Here is a 20,564-nt window from a genome sequence, read left to right on the forward strand (position 1 = left end):
CCAGCCGGAGCCTCCGGGCCGGGCTCCGTGTGCGCGGCGTCGGAGAGTGGATCGGGAGGCCGGGGGGCGGGGTCTGTGGACTCGGTGTCGGTGTGTGTCCGGGGGCGTCCCGTCAGTCCACTGTCCTTCCGTGTCGTGCCGGTCCCTCAAGGGCGCTCTTTCGTCGCGTCGCTTCGCGATGGCCTTCGGCCACCCTTGACCGACCGGCCCGCCCCGGAAAGACAACAGACTGCCGGGAAGCCCCCGAAGGATGGCCGGGGGGTTCATGTTCCGATGAGGGCCCATCAGAGATCCCGCCCGGCGGCCCCTGTCCATCCGGAGTCCGTTCACCAGGACCACCGAGCCGGGGCGGTGATGGGCGCGCGGGGAGGGGACGGCTCCCTCGAGGGCCCATGGGCGCCCTTTCCGGACCCGGGCAGGGTCAACCGGCACCCGACAGCGATGAGATGACGGTGCGGTGCCGGTTGCGCGGTGGACGCATCGAATCGCTACGCGCTCCTCCCTGCTTGGCGTCCTCGGCCCGCCTGTGGCTGGACATAGGCCGCCCACGACCGGCGCAGGCTGGCCTAAGCATGCGACTGTGGGTCGTTTGTCCCGTTTTGGCGCCCAGTTGGGAGCTGAATGGGTGCCTGCCGTAGTGAGGGGTTGAGAAATCCGGCATCAGGCTCCTTCTCGCCCTCTTTTCGCCCCAAACGGCGTGCAGACGCCCGAAAGGCCGCCCATGGGGGGCGTCTGGGCGGCCTATGTCCGGCCCCAGACGGCCGTCGGACGCCAAACAGAGAGAAGCGCGTAGCGATCTGGGGCGTCCGCGGGCCCGCCCCTACCGGCATGGGCATCTGGCCGCTGTCTGGTGCAGGTTGACCCTTCCCGGAACCGGAAAGGCTTCATCTGGGCCCTTCAGGGGGCCTCCCCCTCCCCGCGGCCCCATCACCGGCCCGGATCGGTGCTCCTGGTGGGCTGGGTCCGGATGGACAGGGGCCGCCGGGCGGCATCTCTGATCTGGGCTGATCGGAACCCTGAACCCCCCGGCCATCCTTCGGGGGCTTCCCGGCAGTCTGTTGTCTTTCCGGGGCGGGTCGGTCGGTCAAGGGTGGCCGTAGGCCATCGCGTAGCGACGCGACGACGAAGGAGGAGCGCCCTTGAGGGACCGGCACGACACGGAAGGACAGTGGACTGACGGGACGCCCCCGGACACACACCGACACCGAGTCGACAGACCCCGCCCCCGGCATCCCGACCGACCTCTTCCGTCCCCGACACACAGACCCCGCCCGCACGTCCCGATCGGCACTCCCGGCGCCGAGTGCGTGGGCCCCGCCGCCGACGTCCCGACCGGCACTCCCGGCGCCGGGTGCGCAGACCCCGCCCCCGAAGCCCCCGGCCCGCCCCACCCCCCACCCCCCCGCCCCCTACCCCCGCACGAACCGCACCGGGACCCCCGGTCTGGCCTGGGCCGCTGCGTTCAGGGGTGGGCCCGGGGGGACCACGCCTACGACCGGGTAGCCGCCCGTCACCGGATGGTCGGCCAGGAACACCACCGGCAGGCCGTCCGGGGGGACCTGGACGGCACCCAGCACCATGCCCTCGCTCGGGAGTTCGCCGCCGCGGCTGCGGATCAGCCGGGCCCCGGCCTCGGTGCGGAGTCCGATGCGGTTCGACTCCGGCGAGACCCGGAACTCCGCGCGCCACAGGGCCGCGATCGAAGCCGGCTCGAACCAGTCCGCCCGCGGCCCCAGCCGCAACGGCAGTACCAGCTCGGTCGGCGCCCCCGGTGCCCCCAGCGCATCCGCCCCGCAGACCGGATCCGGCCCGGCCGGGCCCACCGGCAGCGATGTCCCGGCCGACAGGACGGGCGGCCCCAGCCCCGACAGCAGGTCCGTCGAGCGACTGCCCAGGACCGGCGGTACGGCGAACCCTCCCCGCACCGCGACGTAGCTGCGCACCCCCGACTCCGCCCGGCCCACCTCGAGCTCCGCCCCGGCCCGGAGCCGCACCGGCGCTCCCCAGGCCACCGCCCGGCCGGACACCCGTACCGCACAAGGAGCTCCCGTGACCGCCACGGTCACGGGAGCCAGCGCCCGCAGGCCGACCCCGTCCAGGGTGGTCTCCAGCGCGGCCGCCTCCGGCGGGTTGCCCAGCAGCCGGTTGGCCAGCGCGTGCGCCCCCGTGTCCAGCGCGCCCGACCTGGGCACGCCCAGGTGCGCGTGTCCGGGCCGGCCCAGGTCCTGGACCGTGGTCAGCGCCCCCGCCCGGAGCACCTCCAGCGCAGCACCCCTCACCCCGCCACCTCCTCGAACCGCACCCGTACCCCCGGCGCGAACAGCGCCGCCGGCTGCCGCTCCGGATCCCACAGCACCGCGTCCGTCGTCCCGATCAGCTGCCAGCCGCCGGGGGAGGAGCGCGGGTACACCCCCGCGTACTCGCCGGCCAGCGCCAGCGAGCCCGCCGGGACGGCCGTGCGGGGCGTGGCCCGCCGCGGCAGGTGGTAGCGCTCCGGCAGCCCCGTCAGGTACCCGAAGCCCGGGGCGAACCCGCAGAAGGCCACCCGGAACAGCGTCCCCCCGACGATGCCCGCCACCTCCCGCTCCCCGACCCCCCACAGCCGGGCCGCCTCCGCCAGGTCCGGCCCGTCGTACCGCACCGGGACGGTGACCAGCGGCCCCTCGGTCTCCGCGAGCGGCGGCACCTCCCAGCGCGCGATCCGCTCCGCCAGCGCGCGCGGCTCGCGCACGCCGTCCAGCAGCACGGTCCGCGCGGCCGGCACGACGTCCCGTACGGCTCCCAGCTCGCCCGCGTCCCGCTGCCGCAGCAGCTCCGCGTGGAGCGCGGCCACCTCCGCCGCCGAGTCCAGCTCGATCAGCAGCGCCTCACCGCCCACCACCAGCGGCCTCACGCGAAGGCCTCCACCCGGACGCCCGCCGCGCCCAGCGCCTCGCGCACGCGCAGGGCGAGCTGCGCCGCCCCCGGGGTGTCCCCGTGCAGGCACAGCGAGCGCGCCTCCAGCACCACCCAGGAGCCGTCGGCGGCCGTCACCGCGCCCTCGGTCGCCATCCCGACCGCACGGGCGACCACGGCGTCCGGGTCGTGCAGCACCGCCCCCGGCTCGCTGCGCGGCACCAGCGTCCCGGCCGGCGTGTACGCCCGGTCGGCGAACGCCTCCGGTACGGCCGTGAGGCCCGCCGCTTCGGCGGCGGTCAGCAGCAGCGAGCCCGGCAGGCCGAGCACCGGCAGGTCGTCGGCCCCGGCCGCCGTCCGCACCCCGGCGACGACGGCGCCCGCCTGGTCGGCGTCGTGGACCGTGCGGTTGTACAGCGCACCGTGCGGTTTCACATACGACACCCGGGAGCCCGCTGCCCGCGCGAAGACCTCCAGCGCCCCGATCTGGTACGCCACCTCGTCGGCCAGCTCGCCCGCGGGCACGTCCATGGAGCGCCGCCCGAAGCCCGCAAGATCGCGGTACGCGACCTGCGCGCCGATCCGTACGCCCCGCTCCGCGGCCAGCTCGCAGACCCGGCGCATGATGGACGGGTCCCCGGCGTGGAAACCGCAGGCCACGTTGGCACTGGTGACGACGGACAGCAGCGCCTCGTCGTCGGTCAGCGTCCAGCGCCCGAAGCCCTCGCCGAGGTCGGCGTTGAGATCGATCAGAGGTGTGATCATGGCAGCCATGCGGTGAGCGTAGAACAGCGCCCGCACGGCGGTGACGGGTTGGGCCGCGCGTTCGGCGGCACGTCCGGCGGCGGCCTGCAGGCGCCCGGGACCGATCCGGCCGAACCATGCCGTTTGGGATGTTGTCAGTATCAGCGCCTAGTCTTTGTCCGTGACTCTCCCTGCCCCGGCGAAGACCCTTCCGTCCCCGGCGCCGGGCCCGGCTGCCGACGAGGGCCTGGCCCGGCGGCTGCGCGCGCTCGCCTGCACCGCCCCGCTGCACGATCTCGACGTACGCAAGGCCAATCTCGCCGGCGAGTACGGGATCTACGCGATGGCGGAGGTCGCGCTCGCCGCGATCGACCTGGTCACGCTCAACATGGACTTCGACACCGGCGCCGACCACGAGCAGATAGTGGCCCGGCTGCTGCCGCGCATCGCCGCGCAGGCACCGCACCGCCCGGCCGCCGAGCACGAGCGGGTGGCCCGCTGGGTGCTCGAGAACCTGATCAACGTGGGCAGCGTCGACCGGGGCTTCCGTGCGATCTACGGCACGTTCGGCCCGGACGGGGTGTACGTCCGGCGGGACTACGACTTCAAGCTGATCGAGGAGGTACCCGGCTACGGCGGCGCGGTCTACCTCCGTACGACGGACGAGGCCGTCAACGTGCTGGTCGGCGCCCTCGACACGGACGTCACCAGCGCGCAGATCGCCGCCGAGGTGAAGCTCGAGGTCCTGATCAGCCGGGGCAGGCTGGCCGACGCCCAGCTCGCCGCCGAGCAGGCCCGGTACCGCACGGTCCAGTACGCCGAGACCCTGCGCCGCACGCTGGACGCGACCCGGCGCAACGTCCGGGCGGTGGACTGGCTCCAGTCCGTGCCCGACATGATCGAGGAGGCCCTCGACCACGTCGCCGACCGCTACCGGCACGAGAACGCGATCCTGACGAACATCCGCCGGGCGCGGGACGAGGCAGAAGAGCCGGAGAACAAGCGGCGCGCCGCCGAGCTCGTCGACATCGTCAAGGACTGCATCCGCCGCCACACCCAGCTCCAGTCGCGGCTGCTGGACGCGGGCCCGCTGTTCCGTGCCGAGCAGGACCGGCAGGCCTTCGCGGCCCCGGCGCCGCGTTCCGGTATCGACCTGTACGGGCAGCTCGTCGCCCCGATCCTGCCGCTGCCGGTCGCGCAGGCCGGGCGCGTCACCGACGCCTTCTTCGCCGCGGGGGCGGGCCTGCGCACGCCCGTCTCCGTGCGCGTCGCCGACCTCGTCGAGATACTGCTGACGCCGCCGGTGGAGCGCGAGCACCTCGGCGCCGAGATGCCGGAGCCGGACCTCATCGCGACCCCGGACGACAGCCGCTTCAGCGAGGAGCAGCTCGCCGCCGCGATGGAGCTCCTGGACCTGCCGCACGACGCCCCGCGCCGCCTGTCGGGCCTGCTCGCCGAGGCCCGGCGCAGCGACCCGGACCTGCCGTACCTGGTGGCCCTGCTGGCCGTCCACGCGGCGAGCCCGGCGGTCGGCACGGCCTACCGCCAGGGCGAGGAGCGGCTGCTCTTCGCGGTGGACGACGGCACGGAGCTCGACGACCCCGAGTTCGGCGGCGCCGACCTGATCGTCGGCACGGCCCTCCTGGACGCGGCCGCGATGACGGCGGACCGCACGGAGGCGGCATGACCACCACCCGGCCAGGCCACCGCCCGGGGGCACGGGGGCCCGCCCCCGCCGCCGTGCGGCAGGGCCGCATGATCCAGCACAGCGGGAAGGGGCGGGGCCGGGGAGAGAACCCGCACGCCGCCGAAACCACCGCACACCACGAGAGGCAGTACCCGTGAGCGACCACCACGCCGAGAACCCCGCGTGGAGCGAGCCCGACGCGCCGTCGGCTCCCGTCGCGCCCGCCCCCGCAGGGTCCGTCACCCCCGCCGACGCCGCGGACGCGGCCCGGCTGGTCGCCTTCGGGCTGCAGCCAAAGCTGCTTCCCGCCCGGGACGCCGAGTACGCCGAACTGCTGCGCCGCTACCGCGAGGAGCCGGCCTTCGGCCGCCTCGCCGACGCCGTCGCCACCGGCCTCGGCCTCGTCGTCCTGGAGGTGTCCCCGCGCGCCGGCATGGCCGTCGCCGCCGGCGAGGACTCCGTCTTCGCCGTCCGGATGGGCGACTACGCCCGCCGCACCACCGCCGACTCCGCCGACCGCTTCCTGCACGGCCTCGCCCATCTCGCCGTCGCCGCCCTCGCCTTCCCCCGCCCCGAGGACCTCGCCGACGACGGCTACATCGGCCGCGTCACCGTCAACGGCGTCGACGCGTTCGTCCGGCAGACCTGCCGCTGCCTCGAGGAGCGCGCCGCGGAGCTCGGCGAGAACACCGACCCGGCCACCGACGCCCCCGGCCTCGAAGCCGCCTGGCGCGTCTACGCCCGCCGCAGTGCGACCGGCGCCACCAAGGACGCGCGCCGCCTCGCCGGCTCCACCACCGGCATCGTCGGCAAGGCCGCCGCCTTCCTCACCGACTCCGGGTTCCTCCAGCGCACCGGCGACGACGCCGGCGGTACCTACCGCACCACCCCCCGCTACCAGCTCCAGGTCCGCGACATGGCGGGCAGCGCGGCCATGGCCGAGCTCCTGGAACTCGGCGTGGTCCCCGTCAGCGACGGCTCCGCCAGCCTCCTCCCGCCGCCCGAGGGCGACGACCTGGAGCTCGCCGCCGACGCAGGCCTGCCCTTCCACGCCTGAGTCCCGCCGCCGAGCACCGCCGCCCGACCTGCCCTACGTACCGAGACACACCGAGAAACAACGAGAGTCCGCCGCCATGTACGAGCTGTCCCGGATCCGCCTCTACTCCATCGGGCCCGCCGGTGCGCGCTACGCCGACACCGTGCTCGACCTGCGCGGAGTCGGCGAGCCGGTGCCCCACCCGGCGCCCGCCCAGGCGGAGTTCTTCGAGGACGAGCCCACCGGCCCGCCGCGTCGCCCCACGCCCGCCGGCGTGCTCTTCCTGGAGAACGGCGGCGGCAAGTCCGTCCTGCTCAAGCTGATCTTCTCGGTGATGCTGCCCGGCCACCGCAACACCCTCGGCGGCGCCAGCTCCGGCGTCCTGCGCAAGTTCCTGCTCGCCGACGACTGCGGGCACGTGGCCCTGGAGTGGCAGCACACCCAGACCGGCGAGTGCGTGGTCGTCGGCAAGGTCAGCGAGTGGCGCGGGCGCCAGGTCTCCAACGACCCGCGCAAGTTCGCCGAGGCCTGGTACTCCTTCCGTCCGGGCCCCGGCCTGAGCCTGGACAACCTCCCCGTCGCCGAGGCCACCGCCGTCCGGCCGCCCGTCGAAGGCGCCTCCGGCGCCCAGGGCCGGCGGCGCACGATGAAGGGCTTCCGCGACGCCCTCACCGAGGCCGGCAAGGCGTACCCGCACCTCGAGGTGTACTTCGAGGAGATCCACGACCGCTGGAACGAGCACCTCACCGAACTCGGCCTCGACCCCGAACTCTTCCGCTACCAGCGCGAGATGAACGCCGACGAGGGCGAGGCCGCCGGCCTCTTCGCGGTCAAGAAGGACTCCGACTTCACCGACCTCCTGCTGCGCGCCGTCACCGACACCCGCGACACCGACGGCCTCGCCGACCTCGTCCACGGCTTCGGCAACAAGCTCGGCCGCCGCGCCGAGCTGATGGCCGAACGGGACTTCACCGCCGGCTCGGTGGACCTGCTCACCAAGATCGTCGAGGCCGCCGAGACCCGCTCCCGGCTCCGCGACGTCCACGCGGGCGCGGAACGCCGTACGCGGACCCTCGCCCGGCGGCTGTCCGCCCGCGCCGCCGAGGAGCGCGGCCGCGCGGCCGACCTGGCCCAGCGGGTCACCGGCGCCGCCCACGGGGTCACCTCCGCCGAGTCCGCGCGCTCCCGCAGCGCCGCCGTCTCCGCCGAACTCGCCTACCGGCACGCCTCGCTGGCGCTGACCGTCGCGGACAAGGCCGCCGCGGCCCAGCGCCGCGAGCTCCTCGAAGCCCGCACCCTGCACTCCGCGTGGCAGGCCGCCGAGATCGTGCTGCGCCACCGCGCCGCCGCCGACCGCTCCGCCCGGGTCGCCGCCGCGATCCTGGAGGCCGAGCGCGACGCCGCCCCGGCGCTGGCCGCGCGCGCCACGGCCGCCGCCGCGCTCGTACGGGCCCTGCACACCGCCGCCGAGAACGGGGAGCGGGTCGCCAACGAGGAGGAGGAGCGGTCCGCCGGCCTCCAGGAGGCGGGCGAGGCCGCCCACCGCGATGCCACCGCCGCAGCCACGGCAGCCCAGCGCGCCCGCAGCGAGGCCGAACACCTGCGGGCCCGGCTCGCCGAGGTCCAGCAGGAGACCGCCGAGGCCGTCCGGGCCGGCTGGCTCGACGACTCGGCGCCCGACGCGGACCCGGCGCGGGCGGCCCTGGCCGCGTCCGACGCGGAGAAGACCGCCGTGGCCGCCTGGGACGCGTCCCGCGACGCCGCCCGCACCACCGCCGACGCCGCCCGCGAGGCGGCCGCCGCGGAGTCCCGCGCCGAACTCACCGCGGCCCGGGCCGCGGACGCCGCCGACGCGGCCGAGGCCGCGCACGACGCCGAGTACCGGGCGGCCTCCTCCCTCGCCGCCTCCCCCCGCCTGGCGGAGCTCCTGGGCCTCCCGCCGGTCCCCGAAACCTTCCTCCCCCACCCCCGTACGGGCACCCCCGGCGCCGCGCACGGCTCCGGCGGAGACGAACCGGCCCCGACCGCAGGCGCGGGCACCGACGCCCCCGGCGGGCTGACCGTGGACGACCTCGACCGGAACGCCGACGACCTGCGCGAACTGCTCACCCGCGGAGTCGCCTCGGCCGAGCGCCAGTTGTTCGAGCTGCGCACCGCCGCCGCCGACGACGCCCGCATCCTCGGCGCGCTCGGCGACGGCGGACTGCTGCCGCCCGGCCCCGACGTCCTCGCCACCGTCGAGTACCTCGGCGAACACGGCATCCCGGCCCTGCCCGGCTGGCGCTACCTTGCCCAGTCCGTGGACCCCGCCGACCACGCCGCAGTCCTCGCCGCCCGCCCCGAGCTCGTCGACGGCGTCGTCATCACCGACCCCGACACCCACTCCCGGGCCCGCGAGGTCCTCTCCGGCGCCGCCCTGCTGCCCCGCTCCACCGTCGCCGTCGGTACGGCAGCCGCCCTGCTGGCGCCCGTACCGCCCGCGGCGGAGAGCGACACCGGGGTCTTCCTCGTACCGCCGAACCCGGCCATGCACGACGAGCACGCCGCCGACGAGGAGCGCCAGGCGCTGCGCACCCGCGCCACCGCCCGCGACACCGAGATCCGCGACCTGGCCACCCGCCTCGCCGGGGACCGCGAGCTCGCGGCCCGCCTCGCCTCCTGGCGTACCGGCTGCCCGCCCGGCCGCCTCGCCGAGCTGGCGCACCAGGCCGAGGCCGCCCGTGCGTTCGCCGAGGAGGCCGACGCCGAGCTGGCGGAGGCCCGTACCGTACGCGCCGAAGCCGACGAGGCCGCCGCCGACGCCGCCCGCGTCCGCGACGAGCGCCAGGAGACCGCCCAGCGGGCGCGCCGCGCCGCCGACGCCCTCGCCGGGCTCGCCTTCCGCCTGCGCGAGCGCGCCGGCTGGCAGGCCAAGGTCCGCGAACTCGCCGACGAGGCGGCCGAGTCCGAGGCCCGCGCCGAGGTCTGCCTGGACCGGGCCCGCGCCGCCGACGAGGACCGCCGCGCAGCCCAGCGCGCCGCCGACGACGCCCGCCGTACCGCCCGCGCGCTGCGCGCCGAGCGTGCCGAGATCGCCGGCGCCCCCGAGGCGCTGCCCGAGGACGACGGCGCGGCCAAGGCGCCGCTGCCCGACCTCCGCGAGGCCTACCGGGCCGCCTCCCAGCTGTACGAGAAGGTCGGCGTCGGCGCTGACCTGCGCGCCGAGCAGGCCCGCGCCGAGAGCGCCGAGAGCGCCGCCCTCGCCGAGCTCGACCGGCTCACCAACAAGGTCCGCACCCGCGCCGCCCAGCTCCTCGAGGGCACCGACGGCGCCGACGGGCCCTCCCGCCAGGCGGCCGCAGCCCGCGCCGAGTCCCTCGTGCAGATGCTGGAGACCCGCGCGCAGGTCGCCAGCGAGCAGCTCGGCCGGCTGCGCGGCGAGGCCGAACGGCACGCCCCCACCGAGGGCGAGGCGCACACCGACCTGCCCGAGGAGCTGATCCCCGGCGACGTCGAACAGGCCCAGGCCTTCCTGCGCACCGCCACCGCCCAGCTCGCCGCGCTCACCGCGGCCGTGGAGACCGCCCGGGCCGCCCACGCCGACCTGCTGCGCGCCCACCGCGCCGCCGAGGACGGCGCCGGAGGCTTCGACGAGACCGCGGCGATGCTGCGGGACCTGCTGCGCGACCACGCCCACCAGGACGACGAGCAGGAGCCGGCGGCCCACCCGGGCACGCTGGAGGAGGCCCGGCAGTCCGCCGCCGAGGCCCGCCGCTCCCTGCGCGGCTGCGCGGCCGATCTCTCGGCCGCCGAGTCGGCGGTCCGCGAGGCGAGCGACATCCTGGTCCGCCACGCCAACGCCAACCGCTACGAGCAGGTACGCACCCCCGCGCGCCAGCAGATCCGCGAACTGCCCGCCTCCGCCCTGCCCGAGCACGCCGCGGCCTGGGCCGCGGCATTCGCACCCCGGCTGCGCGTCCTCACCGACGAGCTGGCCCAGCTCGAGCGCAACCGCGACAGCATCGTCGACCGGCTGCGCGGACTGGTGGAGTCCGCCCTGGCCACCCTGCGCTCCGCCCAGCGGCTCTCCCAGCTCCCCGAGGGGCTGGGGGAGTGGTCGGGCCAGGAGTTCGTGCGCATCCGCTTCGAGGAGCCGGACCAGGCCACCCTCACGGAGCGCCTCGGCGAGGTCATCGACGAGGCGACCCGCGCGGCCGTGAAGAAGAACAGCAGCGCGTCCTTCGGCGAGGGCCGCCGCGACGGCATGTCGCTGCTGCTGCGCGGAGTCCAGGCGGCCCTGGAGCCCAAGGGCATCTCGGTCGAGATCCTCAAGCCGGACGCGGTGCTGCGCGCCGAGCGCGTACCGGTCGGCCAGATGGGCGATGTCTTCTCCGGCGGCCAGCTGCTGACCGCCGCGATCGCCCTGTACTGCACGATGGCGGCGCTGCGCAGCAACGACCGCGGCCGCGACAAGCACCGCCACGCGGGCACGCTGTTCCTCGACAACCCGATCGGGCGCGCGAACGCCACGTACCTGCTGGAACTCCAGCGGGCCGTGTCCGACGCGCTCGGCGTCCAGCTGCTCTACACGACGGGCCTGTTCGACACCACGGCCCTCGCCGAGTTCCCGCTGGTCATCCGGCTTCGCAACGACGCGGACCTGCGGGCGGGCCTGAAGTACATCAGCGTCGAGGAGCACCTGCGCCCGGGCCTGCCCCAGCAGTTCGCGGAGGAGGAGACCATTCACGGCGAGATCACGGCGACCCGCATGTTCCGCCGCTCCACGGTCGGTTCCTGACCGCAGCCCCCGTACGGGTCAGCCCCGGCCCGAGCTCGCCTGGTAGCGCCTGTCCGCGCCCGGAGGCGGCCACACAGCCGGCCGGGTGCCCGCGCCCGCGCCGCCCCGCAGACGTATTCGATCCGTCCCGCCGGCCGCCTCGGCGCGCGCCTCCCGGCGGGCCCGGCGCCGCTCGCGCCGGCGGTCCCGCGCCGTGCTGCTCGGCTCCGACACCACCCCGTACCGCTGGTTCCACATCTGCCGGGTGATCAGCACGTCCAGCACGCCCCAGGTGGCCACGACCGTCCCGGCTATCGCGCCGATCCCCATCGGCAGGGCCAGCCATGAGCCGGTGAGCATGAGGAAGAAGGTGACCGTCGCCTCGGTCAGCGTGACGGCCACGATCAGCACCGCCCGCACCGCCGAGTCCCGCACCGGGTCCGGCATCCTGCGCCGCCGGGCCGGCTCTTCCTCCCACAGCGACCGCCCCGGCGCGCCCACCGCCGCGCCGGTGTCCTCGTAGATCCCCATCGCACGCTCCCGCCCCGACGAATCCCCTCGAACAGGTAGACGTTCGACGTCGCCGAGAGATTCCCGTATCCCGGACTCCTCCCCAGCACCTGCCCATCCCGGAACGAAGAATTCCAGCCATCCATCGGGTTGCGGGAACTCACACCCCACCAAGTGTCATCTGCCACATAACGGGCCGCTCTTGACCGGATGTGTCGGACAACTCGTGATCTACGCCCGGGCGTCCGGCCGAAAATGTCCGGACACGCCTTCGAACCCGCTCCCCGGCAGTAGTAGGCTCACGCCGTTTAAATGACGGAACACCGACCCCCGACAACGGGGTTGAGCTGGGGGAGGCTGGGGAGGCCATGCGCTTTCGCGGGAAGTCCATCCGCCGGAAGATCGTGGCGTTGCTCCTTGTGCCGCTCATCTCCCTCACCGCCCTCTGGGGCTTCGCGACCGTGATCACCGGCCGCCAGGCCGTCCAGCTCCTCGACGTCGCCTACGTCATCGACAAGGTCGGCTACCCCGTCGAGGACGTCGTCCGCGTCATCCAGAAGGAACGCCGCCAGACCCTCGTCGTCCTCGGCGACCCCCGCGCCTCCACCGCGACCGCCGAACTCGCCAAGCGCCGCGCCGCCACCGACGAGATCGTCGACCGGATCGGCCGGAACGCCAAGGACCCCGAGGTCGCCGACGAGCTGGCCCCGGCGGCCGCCCAGCGCCTCGACTCCATCCTCGACGCTTTCCACGGCATCGGCGCACTGCGCCGCTCCGTCGACCAGAACACCCTCGACCCCAGCCAGGCGCTGGAGCTCTACAGCCGGCTCGTCGACCCCTGCTACGAGTTCCTCATGAACCTCCACGCTCTCGAGAACGTGGAGATGGACAAGCAGGGCCGCGCCCTCGTCGGCATCACCCGCGCCCGCGAGACGCTCTCCCGCGAGGACGCCGTCATCGCCGCCGCCCTCGCCGCCCGCAACGTCAGCGCCGCGGACATCCGGCACGTCTCCGACTTCGCCGCCAACCGCACCCTGCTCTACGAGTTCAACCTCGCGATCCTCCCGGCCGACGACCGCGAGCTGTTCGAGCAGTACTGGAGCAACCCCGAGACCAAGCCGCTGCGCGACGCCGAGGAGCGGTTCCTCTCCGGCGGCGCCGGCAAGAACCCGCGCATCACCGCCGCCCAGTGGGACGAGGCCGCGAACAAGGTCCTCGACGACCTCGCCACCATGGGCACGGCAGCCGGCGACCGCTACCAGAAGCGCGTCGAACCCGTCGCCATGGACGTCCTGGTCCAGGCGGCCATCGCCGGCGTCCTCGGCTTCATCGCCCTCGTCGTCTCCGTCGTCCTCTCCGTGCGCATCGGCCGCGACCTCGTCCGCGACCTGTCCCGGCTCCGCAAGGAGGCCCACGAGGTCTCCGGCGTCCGGCTGCCCGCCGTGATGCGCCGCCTCGCCGCCGGCGAACACGTGGACGTCGAGACCGAGGCCCCGCGCCTGGAGTACGAGAAGGACGAGGTCGGCCAGGTCGGCCAGGCCCTCAACACCCTCCAGCGCGCCGCCGTCGAGGCCGCCGTCAAACAGGCGGAGCTGCGTCGCGGTGTTTCCGAAGTATTCGTCAACCTGGCCCGCCGCAACCAGGTCCTGCTGCACCGCCAGCTGACCCTGCTCGACACCATGGAGCGGCGCACCGAGGACGCCGAGGAGCTCGCCGACCTCTTCCGCCTCGACCACATGACCACCCGCATGCGCCGCCACGCCGAGGGCCTCGTGATCCTCTCCGGCGCCGCCCCCTCCCGCCAGTGGCGCAAGCCCGTCCAGCTCATGGACGTCGTACGGGCCGCCGTCGCCGAGGTCGAGGACTACGAGCGCATCGAGGTACGCAGGCTGCCGCGGCTCGGCATCGCAGGCCCCGCCGTGGCCGACGTCACCCACCTCGTCGCCGAACTCCTCGAGAACGCCACCGTGTTCTCCCCGCCGCACACCGCCGTCCAGGTGCACGGCGAGCGCGTCGCCAACGGCTTCACCCTCGAGATCCACGACCGCGGCCTCGGCATGAACCCCGAGGCACTGCTCGACGCGAACCTCCGGCTCGCCGAGACCCCCGAGTTCGAGCTCTCCGACACCGACCGCCTCGGCCTGTTCGTCGTCAGCCGCCTCGCGCAGCGCCACGGCGTCAAGGTCGTCCTCCAGCCCAGCCCGTACGGCGGCACCACCGCCGTGGTGTTCCTCCCGGCGGCCCTGCTCACCGAAGCCCCCGAGACCAACGGCACCGGCCTGCGCCTCGGCGACGGCAAGGGAGGCCGGCCGAACGGCCAGGGCCCCGCCCGGCCCGCCCCGGTCGCCGTGGAGCGCGCCCCGGCCGGCCGGCAGCTGCCGGCCCCCGAACTGCGCGGCCCCGTCGAACTGGAGGCCCCGCTCGGCGTGCTCGGGCTGGACGGCCTCGACGACCCGGCCGCCTTGGACGAGGTCACCACCGGGCTCACCGGGCTCACCGGCGTCGGCGGCCGCCCCGCCATGGCCACGCTCGACGACGAGACCCCGCCGAACGGCACCCCGCGCAGCGCCCTGCTGGGGCTCCGCCCGGCGGACCGGCCGCACACCGACCGGAAGGGCGGCCGGGACCGCGACCGGGAGCCGCAGGCCCCCACCGGCCCGGTCCGCCTCGACAGCCACCGCCCCGAGGCGATCCGCAGCGCCCGCCCGGACGGGCCCCGGTCCCCGGGCGCCGTACCGCTCCCGCGCCGCAGGCCCACCCCGACGCTGGTCGCCGAGCACGGCCGCCGCGTCGAGCCCCGCCCGGTGTCCGCGGTCCCGCAGCCCGCGCCGGACCCGGATCCGGGCGCCCGCCCCGGCCCGGCTGCGCCCGGTGCGGCCCAGCCCGGCGGCGCCCCCGCCAAGGGCCCCGGCGGGCTGCCCAAGCGCGTCCGCCAGGCCAGCCTGGCGCCCCAGCTGAGGAACACCCCGGCCCCCGCACCCGCCGAAGCCGCCGCGGACCCCGTGGTCCACCGCGACGCGGAAGACGTACGTACGCGCATGACCGCACTCCAGCGCGGCTGGACGGCGGGCCGCAAGCAGCAGGCACAGCAGCAGTCCGGGACCGGGACAGGCACTTCCGCCACCACCGGTCCCGGATCCGAGAACGAGGGGGACGGCCGATGACCGCACCGCAGACCGGCAACGACACCCGGGGCCGCGGCTCCGGTCCGCTCAACTGGCTCCTCGACGAGCTCGTCGACCGGGTCGGCAGCATCCGCAAGGCGGTGGTCCTCTCCGGCGACGGCCTGCCCACCGGCAGCTCCAAGGACCTGACCCGCGAGGACAGCGAGCACCTGGCCGCCGTGGCCTCCGGCTTCCACAGCCTGGCCAAGGGCGTCGGCCGGCACTTCGAGTCCGGCAGCGTCCGCCAGACCGTCGTCGAGCTGGACGAGGCCTTCCTCTTCGTCATGGCCGCCGGTGACGGCAGCTGCCTGGCCGTGCTCTCCGACGCCGACTCCGACGTCGGGCAGGTCGCGTACGAGATGACCCTCATGGTCAAGCGGGTAGGCGACCACCTGGCGACCGCTCCCCGCTCCGGGCAGCCATCCGGAGGGTGAGGCGGACCGTATGAGCGATCCAGGCCGGCACCGCCCGGACCACCGCCCGGACCACCCCGCGGGCGCCCCCGGCACGAACGGGGCACCGCAGGAACCCGCCCACCCGCACTGGTTCGACGACGAAGCGGGCCCCGTCGTCCGCCCGTACGCCATGACCCGCGGCCGGACCAGCCACGCCGGCCAGCACCGGCTCGACCTGATCGCGCTCGTCGTCGCCGAACCGGCGGCCGACGATCCGGTCTGGGACATGACCCTGTCCCCGGAACACGCCCACATCCTCGGGCTGTGCCGGGAGCGCCCGCAGTCGGTCGCCGAGCTCGCGGCCGAACTCGACCTCGCGGTCGGGGTCGTACGGGTCCTGATCGGGGACCTGGTCGACGACGAACTGGTCCATGTGACCCGGCCGGTACCGCCGGCCGAACTGCCCGATGAATCCATTCTGCGTGAGGTGATCGATGGCCTTCGGGCGCTCTAGCCGCACCGGTGCCATGCATGCCGTGTCGCCGGTCGAGCCGCTGACCCTGAAGATCCTGGTCGCGGGCGGCTTCGGGGTGGGCAAGACCACCCTGGTCAGTGCGGTGAGCGAGATCAGACCGCTGCGGACGGAGGAACTGCTGTCCGAGCCGGGCGTCGGCATCGACGACACCGGGGGAGTCGAGGGCAAGTCCACCACCACCGTGGCGATGGACTTCGGGCGCATCACCCTGCGCGAGGACCTCGTCCTGTACCTGTTCGGCACGCCCGGACAGGACCGCTTCTGGTTCCTGTGGGACGAACTGGCCCAGGGCTCGCTCGGCGCCGTGGTCCTCGCCGACACCCGCCGCCTCGCCGACTGCTTCGCCGCCGTCGACTACTTCGAGCGGCGGGGGATCCCGTTCGTCGTGGCCGTCAACTGCTTCGACGGGGCCGATCGCCATCCGGTGGTGACCGTACGGGAGGCGCTCGACCTCGATCACGAGGTGCCGGTGCTGCTGTGCGACGCCCGGGACCGGGAGTCCGTGAAGGACGTGCTGGTCGGGGTCGTGGAACACGCGATGTCGCTGGCGCGGGCCCGGCGCCGGAGCCTGACCGCCGGGAGCTGAGCAGCGGTCTGCGGGCCCCGGGGGCCGGGCGCACAGGAGGCGGCCCGCACCCCCGCCGACTGGGGTACGGGCCGCAGCTCTCATGGGGGGACGGAGGGCCCCGGTCGCGGCGTCGTACGCGGCGCGGGACTGTGGAGCGAGTGTGAACCTGCCGCCGGGGGCCGTCAAGCGTTCGGACAACAGCCCCTGTTCAGGGTCCGCGCCCGGCCGCCGCCGTCACCCCGGCGTAGCCGTCGGCGCCACCTCCGCCGGCATCCTCACCGCACCGCGACGACGGCCGATCCGTGCCCGAACAGCCCCTGGTTCGCGGTGATCCCCGCCCGGGCCCCCGGCACCTGCCGGTCCCCGGCCGTACCGCGCAACTGCCAGGTGAGCTCGCACACCTGGGCGATCGCCTGCGCCGGCACCGCCTCCCCGAAGGAGGCCAGCCCGCCGCTGGCGTTCACCGGCACCCGCCCGCCGAGCGCCGTCGCGCCCTCCCGTACGAGCTTGGCCCCCTCGCCCTCGGCGCACAGGCCGATGTCCTCGTACCACTCCAGCTCCAGGGCGGTGGAGAGGTCGTACACCTCGGCGAGCGAGAGGTCCCCGGGCCCGAGCCCGGCCTCCTCGTACGCGGCACGGGCGATCGATGCCCGGAACGAGCCCGGTGCCGGCCGTACGGCGGTCACCGAGTCGGTGGCGATGTCCGGGAGGTCGAGGACGGTACGGGGATACGTAGGCGTCACCGTCGACACCGCCCGGATCCGCACCGGATCGGCGACCCCGCGCGAGCGCGCGAAGTCCATGCTGCTCAGGACCAGCGCCGCGCCCCCGTCCGAGGTGGCGCAGATGTCGAGCAGCCGCAGCGGATCGGCGACGACCGCCGACTGCGCGACCTCGTCGGCCGTGACCGGCTTGCGGTAGCGGGCGTGCGGGTTGAGGGTGCCGGCCGCGGCGTTCTTGACCTTCACCTGCGCGAAGTCCTCGAGCGTGTCCCCGTACACGGCCATCCGGCGGCGCGCGTACAGGGCGAAGTACGCCGGGTTCGTGGCGCCCAGCACGCGGAACCGCAGCCAGTCCGGATCGTCCGGCCGGTCCCCGCCCGCCGGGGCGAAGAACCCCTTGGGCGCCGCGTCCGCGCCGACCACCAGGACGACGTCGGCCAGCCCGGCCAGGATCTGCGCCCGCGCCGCCCCGATGGCCTGCGCCCCGGAGGCGCAGGCCGCGTACACGCTGGTCACCCGCGCGCCCTGCCAGCCCAGGGCCTGCGCGAAGGTAGCGCCGGCCACATAGCCGGGATAGCCGGAGCGCACGGTGTCGGCGCCGACGATCGACCGGACGTCGGCCCACTCCAGCCCGGCGTCGGCGAGCGCGGTCCGGGCCGCGGCCCGCCCGTACTCGACGAAGCTGCGGCCCCACTTGCCCCAGGGGTGCATCCCGGCCCCGAGTACGGCGATGTCGGCGCTCACGCGGTGCCTCCCGTCGGCCTGAACTGCCAGGTGGTCCACACGGTCCCGGTGTCCGCGTCCTCGTTCAGCACGCCGCCGACCACCTCGACCTCCATCCCGACCGCCAGATCGGCGACGGTGACCCCGGGAACCGCCTGCCCGAGCACGACCATCCCCTCGGCCTCCAGCTCCACCGCGACCAGGGTGTACGGCACCCAGGGCGCGTCCGGGTCGGAGACGTACGGCGCGGGCGGCCGGTACCGCCCGTCGGTGAAGGACCACACCCGCCCGCGGGGGGAGAGCGGCACCTCGGCGAGCTCGCCGCCGCCGGGGCAGTGCGGATTGCGGCAGTACGCGTCCTCGCGCGGGAAGAACACCGCGGTACAGGCGGAACACCGGGTGCCGAGCAGCCGGAAGCCGCCGCCGTCCGGTCCGTCCTCGGTGAACCACCCGCTCACGACGGGGGTGCGTGCGCGTCCCAAGGGAACCCCTCCCTAGCCAGTCACAGCAATCTGACGGATCGTCAGGAGTCTGTCACGGGCGGGCAGCCCTGGCACGGGTTCTCGGCAAGCCACTTCTGCGCGATCTCGGCCGGCTCCGCGTCCCGCCCGGCCAGCATCATCCGGATCATCTGCGCGTCCCCGCGCAGCGACCACGCCGGATGTCCGAACGTGGCCGGGTTGTTCTTCTCGATCAGGAAGTGCGCGGGCCAGGCGGTCCCGTACCCGATGAGGGGGAGCGCGGCGAGATGGCGCTTGCGGCCGCGCGCCAGGCCGTACGCGGTGGGGGCGAGCCCGGTCAGGGTGCCGGTGAGGTGGACCCAGCGGGTGGCGGCGCGGGAGTGCATGGCGACGTAGTAGGGCCAGAACTCCTCTGGGGGCACCTCCCAGCGGTAGCCGGGGGAGAAGGGAAAGTCATGCGGGCACGGTACTCACGGCCGGACCGAGGCGACAGAGACCGGGAAGTCGAAGGAGGAATCGGGAAAGGCCTCGGGCTTGAACGTGAAATGCCACCATTCCTCGGGCAGGTTCACGAAGCCCTGCGCGGCGAGCGTCTGCCCCAGCAGCTTCCGGTTGGCGCGGGCGGCGCCCGTGATCCTGGGGTTGTCGGTGTGCGAGAGCGGATCGAAGCGGTCGAACGGGGTCCCCATGTCGACGGGCCGCCGCAGCGGCAGCCGCACCAGCGTCACATCGACGGTACTCCCGCGGCTGTGCCCGGACTTCTCGGCGATGTACCCGTCGGGAATCAGCCGCTCCTTGTCGACGTCAGGATAGAACTCCGCCTTCGTGGACTGGTCCAGCGGATCCGCCGCCCACCGTACGAAGCGGTCCACCGCGCGCTGCGGCCGGTAGCAGTCGTAGACCGTCAGCGAGTACCCGCGCGGCAACAGCTCCCGCTGGGCCCGGCGCAACGCCTCGGCGGCGGGGCGGGCGAGCAGGCAGACGGGCTCCTCGTACCCGTCCACGACCGCGCCGGTGAAATTGTCCGCGGTGGCGTACCTGATGTCCTGGCCGATGGTGGGATCGACCTCGGCCAGCGCCACGAACCCGGGCGGCGCCCAGTGCCCGGTGCCGCCGCCGGCGAGCATCGCCGCACAGCCCATGACTCCCGCAACTGCAGTCATCCTCATACCCCTTGGCATATCATCACGGCATGCAGGTACAGCCGAGGGACTCGCACTGCTCCACCTGCGGTTCGCTGTTCGACACGACCGCCTGGCCCCGTACGTGCGCCTCGTGCGGCGCCGTCACGTACCGCAACCCGCTCCCGGTGGCCGTCACGCTGCTCCCGGTCGAGGACGAGGCGGGCACCGGTCTCGTGGTGATCACCCGCACCATCGAGCCGGCCCTCGGCGGCGTCGCCCTGCCGGGCGGCTTCATGGACTTCGGCGAGGACTGGCGCGACGCGGTCGTCCGCGAGCTGCGCGAGGAGACGGGCATCCGCGCTCCGGCCTCGGAGGTCGTCCTGGCCGACGCGATGAGCTCCCCCGCGGGCCACCTGCTGCTCTTCGGCCTGCTGCCGCTGCGCCCGACGGCATCCCTGCCACCGTCGGCCCCGACGGACGAGACCACGGGCTGGCACGTCCTGCGCACCCCGACGCAGCTGGCGTTCCCGCTGCACACCCAGGCTGCGGCGGCGTGGTTCGCGGGACGCTACGGCGATTGACGGCGGGCGAGGGGTACAGGGGGTACAGGCCGGGCCCGGCGGGATGCCGGCCGGGCGGCCGCCGCTCATACCCCCAGGTCCATCACGAAGCCCGCCATCGTCACCACCGAGACGGCCGCCGCCGTCACCGTCAGACCCCGCCCCCACAGCGCCTTCAACGGCACCGGCCGGGCCCGGAAGCACGCCCCCGCGACCATCGGGAGCACCGCGCTCGCCACCGTGCACGCCCAGACCGCTCCGGACCCGGGAGCCGACGCGACGTGGTCGCGCAGCCACCCGTGCGCCAGCAGCGCCGGCGGCCCCGAGACCGGTACCAGCAGGACCAGGACCGCGACCGGCTCAGGCCATGCCGTCAGACGGGCGGTCAGGCGCCCGAGGAGCGCCAGCGGCTTGACGAGCAGCAGCCCGTGCAGGAATCCCACCGCCACCGCAGCGACCGATCCGACCCCGAGCATCACCAGGGATCCGACCGGGGACGCCTCCTGCGTGGCGACGACCAGCCCCCACGCCAGGAGCAGCTGGCATGCGCCCACGACCTCTGCTCCCGGCGCGATGTCCCACCGGCGCGGTCTGCGCAGCGCCGGCAGCTCGGGCGCGTAGGCCCGCGCAGACCTCGTCGGGTCGGCCGGGCTCGCCAAGACCATCACAAACCCCCTGAACGAA

Annotated in this window: 17 protein-coding genes; 8 read left to right on the plus strand and 9 right to left on the minus strand. The window is 74.8% G+C overall.

Annotation, left to right across the window (positions count from 1 at the left end):
- Nucleotides 1-1,409: 1,409 nt before the first annotated feature.
- From OHT74_RS31445 to OHT74_RS31455, 3 genes are read right to left on the minus strand one after another with little or no spacing between them, the layout of a single operon-like run.
- Complete coding sequence (locus tag OHT74_RS31445; RefSeq protein ID WP_328622022.1) at nt 1,410-2,279, minus strand: biotin-dependent carboxyltransferase family protein; 870 nt, start codon at nt 2,277-2,279, stop codon at nt 1,410-1,412.
- Nucleotides 2,276-2,893, minus strand: a complete 618-nt coding sequence (locus OHT74_RS31450; protein ID WP_328622023.1) for a 5-oxoprolinase subunit B family protein — start codon at nt 2,891-2,893, stop codon at nt 2,276-2,278. Before OHT74_RS31450 ends, OHT74_RS31445 begins: the two co-directional genes overlap by 4 nt.
- Nucleotides 2,890-3,648 (minus strand): LamB/YcsF family protein, encoded by a 759-nt coding sequence (locus OHT74_RS31455; protein WP_267003090.1) that lies wholly within the window; start codon nt 3,646-3,648, stop codon nt 2,890-2,892. The genes OHT74_RS31450 and OHT74_RS31455 overlap by 4 nt, the downstream gene beginning before the upstream one ends.
- A 172-nt stretch (nt 3,649-3,820) precedes the next feature.
- Here OHT74_RS31455 and OHT74_RS31460 point away from each other — a divergent pair, with 172 nt between their 5' ends.
- From OHT74_RS31460 to OHT74_RS31470, 3 genes are all read left to right on the plus strand, one after another.
- Nucleotides 3,821-5,326, plus strand: a complete 1,506-nt coding sequence (locus tag OHT74_RS31460) for a hypothetical protein (RefSeq protein ID WP_266669076.1) — start codon at nt 3,821-3,823, stop codon at nt 5,324-5,326.
- Nucleotides 5,327-5,480: 154 nt separating this feature from the next.
- Nucleotides 5,481-6,383, plus strand: coding sequence for a hypothetical protein (locus OHT74_RS31465; RefSeq protein WP_328622024.1), 903 nt, complete (start codon nt 5,481-5,483; stop codon nt 6,381-6,383).
- 76 nt (nt 6,384-6,459) lie between these two features.
- A complete protein-coding gene (locus OHT74_RS31470; RefSeq protein WP_328622025.1) occupies nt 6,460-11,139 on the plus strand; it encodes a hypothetical protein in 4,680 nt (1,559 codons plus the stop codon).
- An 18-nt stretch (nt 11,140-11,157) separates the two neighbouring features.
- Here OHT74_RS31470 and OHT74_RS31475 read toward each other — a convergent pair whose 3' ends face one another.
- Nucleotides 11,158-11,649 (minus strand): hypothetical protein, encoded by a 492-nt coding sequence (locus OHT74_RS31475; protein ID WP_267000655.1) that lies wholly within the window; start codon nt 11,647-11,649, stop codon nt 11,158-11,160.
- A 347-nt stretch (nt 11,650-11,996) separates the two neighbouring features.
- Here OHT74_RS31475 and OHT74_RS31480 point away from each other — a divergent pair, with 347 nt between their 5' ends.
- Genes OHT74_RS31480 through OHT74_RS31495 form a run of 4 tightly spaced genes read left to right on the plus strand, consistent with a single transcriptional unit; the run spans nt 11,997 to nt 16,308 of the window.
- The gene (locus OHT74_RS31480) at nt 11,997-14,792 is read left to right on the plus strand and encodes a sensor histidine kinase (RefSeq protein WP_328622026.1); all 2,796 of its coding nucleotides are present in this window, start codon (nt 11,997-11,999) and stop codon (nt 14,790-14,792) included.
- Nucleotides 14,789-15,226 carry a roadblock/LC7 domain-containing protein gene (locus OHT74_RS31485; RefSeq protein ID WP_266669084.1) on the plus strand — a complete coding sequence of 146 codons (438 nt, stop codon included), beginning with the start codon at nt 14,789-14,791 and terminating at the stop codon, nt 15,224-15,226. Before OHT74_RS31480 ends, OHT74_RS31485 begins: the two co-directional genes overlap by 4 nt.
- Nucleotides 15,227-15,236: 10 nt before the next feature.
- Nucleotides 15,237-15,701: a DUF742 domain-containing protein gene (locus tag OHT74_RS31490; protein WP_266669086.1), complete on the plus strand. Its 465-nt coding sequence runs from the start codon at nt 15,237-15,239 to the stop codon at nt 15,699-15,701.
- Nucleotides 15,682-16,308, plus strand: a complete 627-nt coding sequence (locus OHT74_RS31495) for a GTP-binding protein (protein WP_389593545.1) — start codon at nt 15,682-15,684, stop codon at nt 16,306-16,308. The genes OHT74_RS31490 and OHT74_RS31495 overlap by 20 nt, the downstream gene beginning before the upstream one ends.
- A gap of 257 nt (nt 16,309-16,565) precedes the next feature.
- Here OHT74_RS31495 and OHT74_RS31500 read toward each other — a convergent pair whose 3' ends face one another.
- From OHT74_RS31500 to OHT74_RS31515, 4 genes are read right to left on the minus strand one after another with little or no spacing between them, the layout of a single operon-like run.
- The gene (locus OHT74_RS31500; RefSeq protein ID WP_266669090.1) at nt 16,566-17,756 is read right to left on the minus strand and encodes a lipid-transfer protein; all 1,191 of its coding nucleotides are present in this window, start codon (nt 17,754-17,756) and stop codon (nt 16,566-16,568) included.
- Entirely contained in the window at nt 17,753-18,217 is a 465-nt protein-coding gene (locus OHT74_RS31505; RefSeq protein ID WP_266669092.1) for a Zn-ribbon domain-containing OB-fold protein, read from the minus strand. Before OHT74_RS31505 ends, OHT74_RS31500 begins: the two co-directional genes overlap by 4 nt.
- A gap of 41 nt (nt 18,218-18,258) precedes the next feature.
- Nucleotides 18,259-18,618 carry a DUF962 domain-containing protein gene (locus OHT74_RS31510; RefSeq protein WP_328622027.1) on the minus strand — a complete coding sequence of 120 codons (360 nt, stop codon included), beginning with the start codon at nt 18,616-18,618 and terminating at the stop codon, nt 18,259-18,261.
- Nucleotides 18,619-18,666: 48 nt separating this feature from the next.
- Nucleotides 18,667-19,359 carry a M15 family metallopeptidase gene (locus tag OHT74_RS31515; RefSeq protein ID WP_443047599.1) on the minus strand — a complete coding sequence of 231 codons (693 nt, stop codon included), beginning with the start codon at nt 19,357-19,359 and terminating at the stop codon, nt 18,667-18,669.
- Between the two features lie 29 nt (nt 19,360-19,388).
- On the opposite strand from OHT74_RS31515, the gene OHT74_RS31520 reads away from it, so the two are divergent.
- Nucleotides 19,389-19,901 carry an NUDIX domain-containing protein gene (locus tag OHT74_RS31520; protein ID WP_328622028.1) on the plus strand — a complete coding sequence of 171 codons (513 nt, stop codon included), beginning with the start codon at nt 19,389-19,391 and terminating at the stop codon, nt 19,899-19,901.
- 65 nt (nt 19,902-19,966) lie between these two features.
- Here the strand turns inward: OHT74_RS31520 and OHT74_RS31525 are convergent, their stop codons facing one another.
- A complete protein-coding gene (locus OHT74_RS31525) occupies nt 19,967-20,545 on the minus strand; it encodes a hypothetical protein (protein WP_328622029.1) in 579 nt (192 codons plus the stop codon).
- Between the last annotated feature and the right edge of the window lie 19 nt (nt 20,546-20,564).

This window comes from Streptomyces sp. NBC_00354 (genome assembly GCF_036106915.1).
Classification (GTDB): domain Bacteria; phylum Actinomycetota; class Actinomycetes; order Streptomycetales; family Streptomycetaceae; genus Streptomyces.

Coding starts and splice junctions, on each gene's coding strand:
- OHT74_RS31470 (WP_328622025.1), top strand. CDS start 6,460: ATGTACGAGCTGTCCCGGATCCGCCTCTACTCCATCGGGCCCGCCGGT.
- OHT74_RS31485 (WP_266669084.1), top strand. CDS start 14,789: ATGACCGCACCGCAGACCGGCAACGACACCCGGGGCCGCGGCTCCGGT.
- OHT74_RS31515 (WP_443047599.1), bottom strand. CDS start 19,359: ATGACTGCAGTTGCGGGAGTCATGGGCTGTGCGGCGATGCTCGCCGGC.
- OHT74_RS31490 (WP_266669086.1), top strand. CDS start 15,237: ATGAGCGATCCAGGCCGGCACCGCCCGGACCACCGCCCGGACCACCCC.
- OHT74_RS31520 (WP_328622028.1), top strand. CDS start 19,389: ATGCAGGTACAGCCGAGGGACTCGCACTGCTCCACCTGCGGTTCGCTG.
- OHT74_RS31475 (WP_267000655.1), bottom strand. CDS start 11,649: ATGGGGATCTACGAGGACACCGGCGCGGCGGTGGGCGCGCCGGGGCGG.
- OHT74_RS31525 (WP_328622029.1), bottom strand. CDS start 20,545: ATGGTCTTGGCGAGCCCGGCCGACCCGACGAGGTCTGCGCGGGCCTAC.
- OHT74_RS31480 (WP_328622026.1), top strand. CDS start 11,997: ATGCGCTTTCGCGGGAAGTCCATCCGCCGGAAGATCGTGGCGTTGCTC.
- OHT74_RS31495 (WP_389593545.1), top strand. CDS start 15,682: ATGGCCTTCGGGCGCTCTAGCCGCACCGGTGCCATGCATGCCGTGTCG.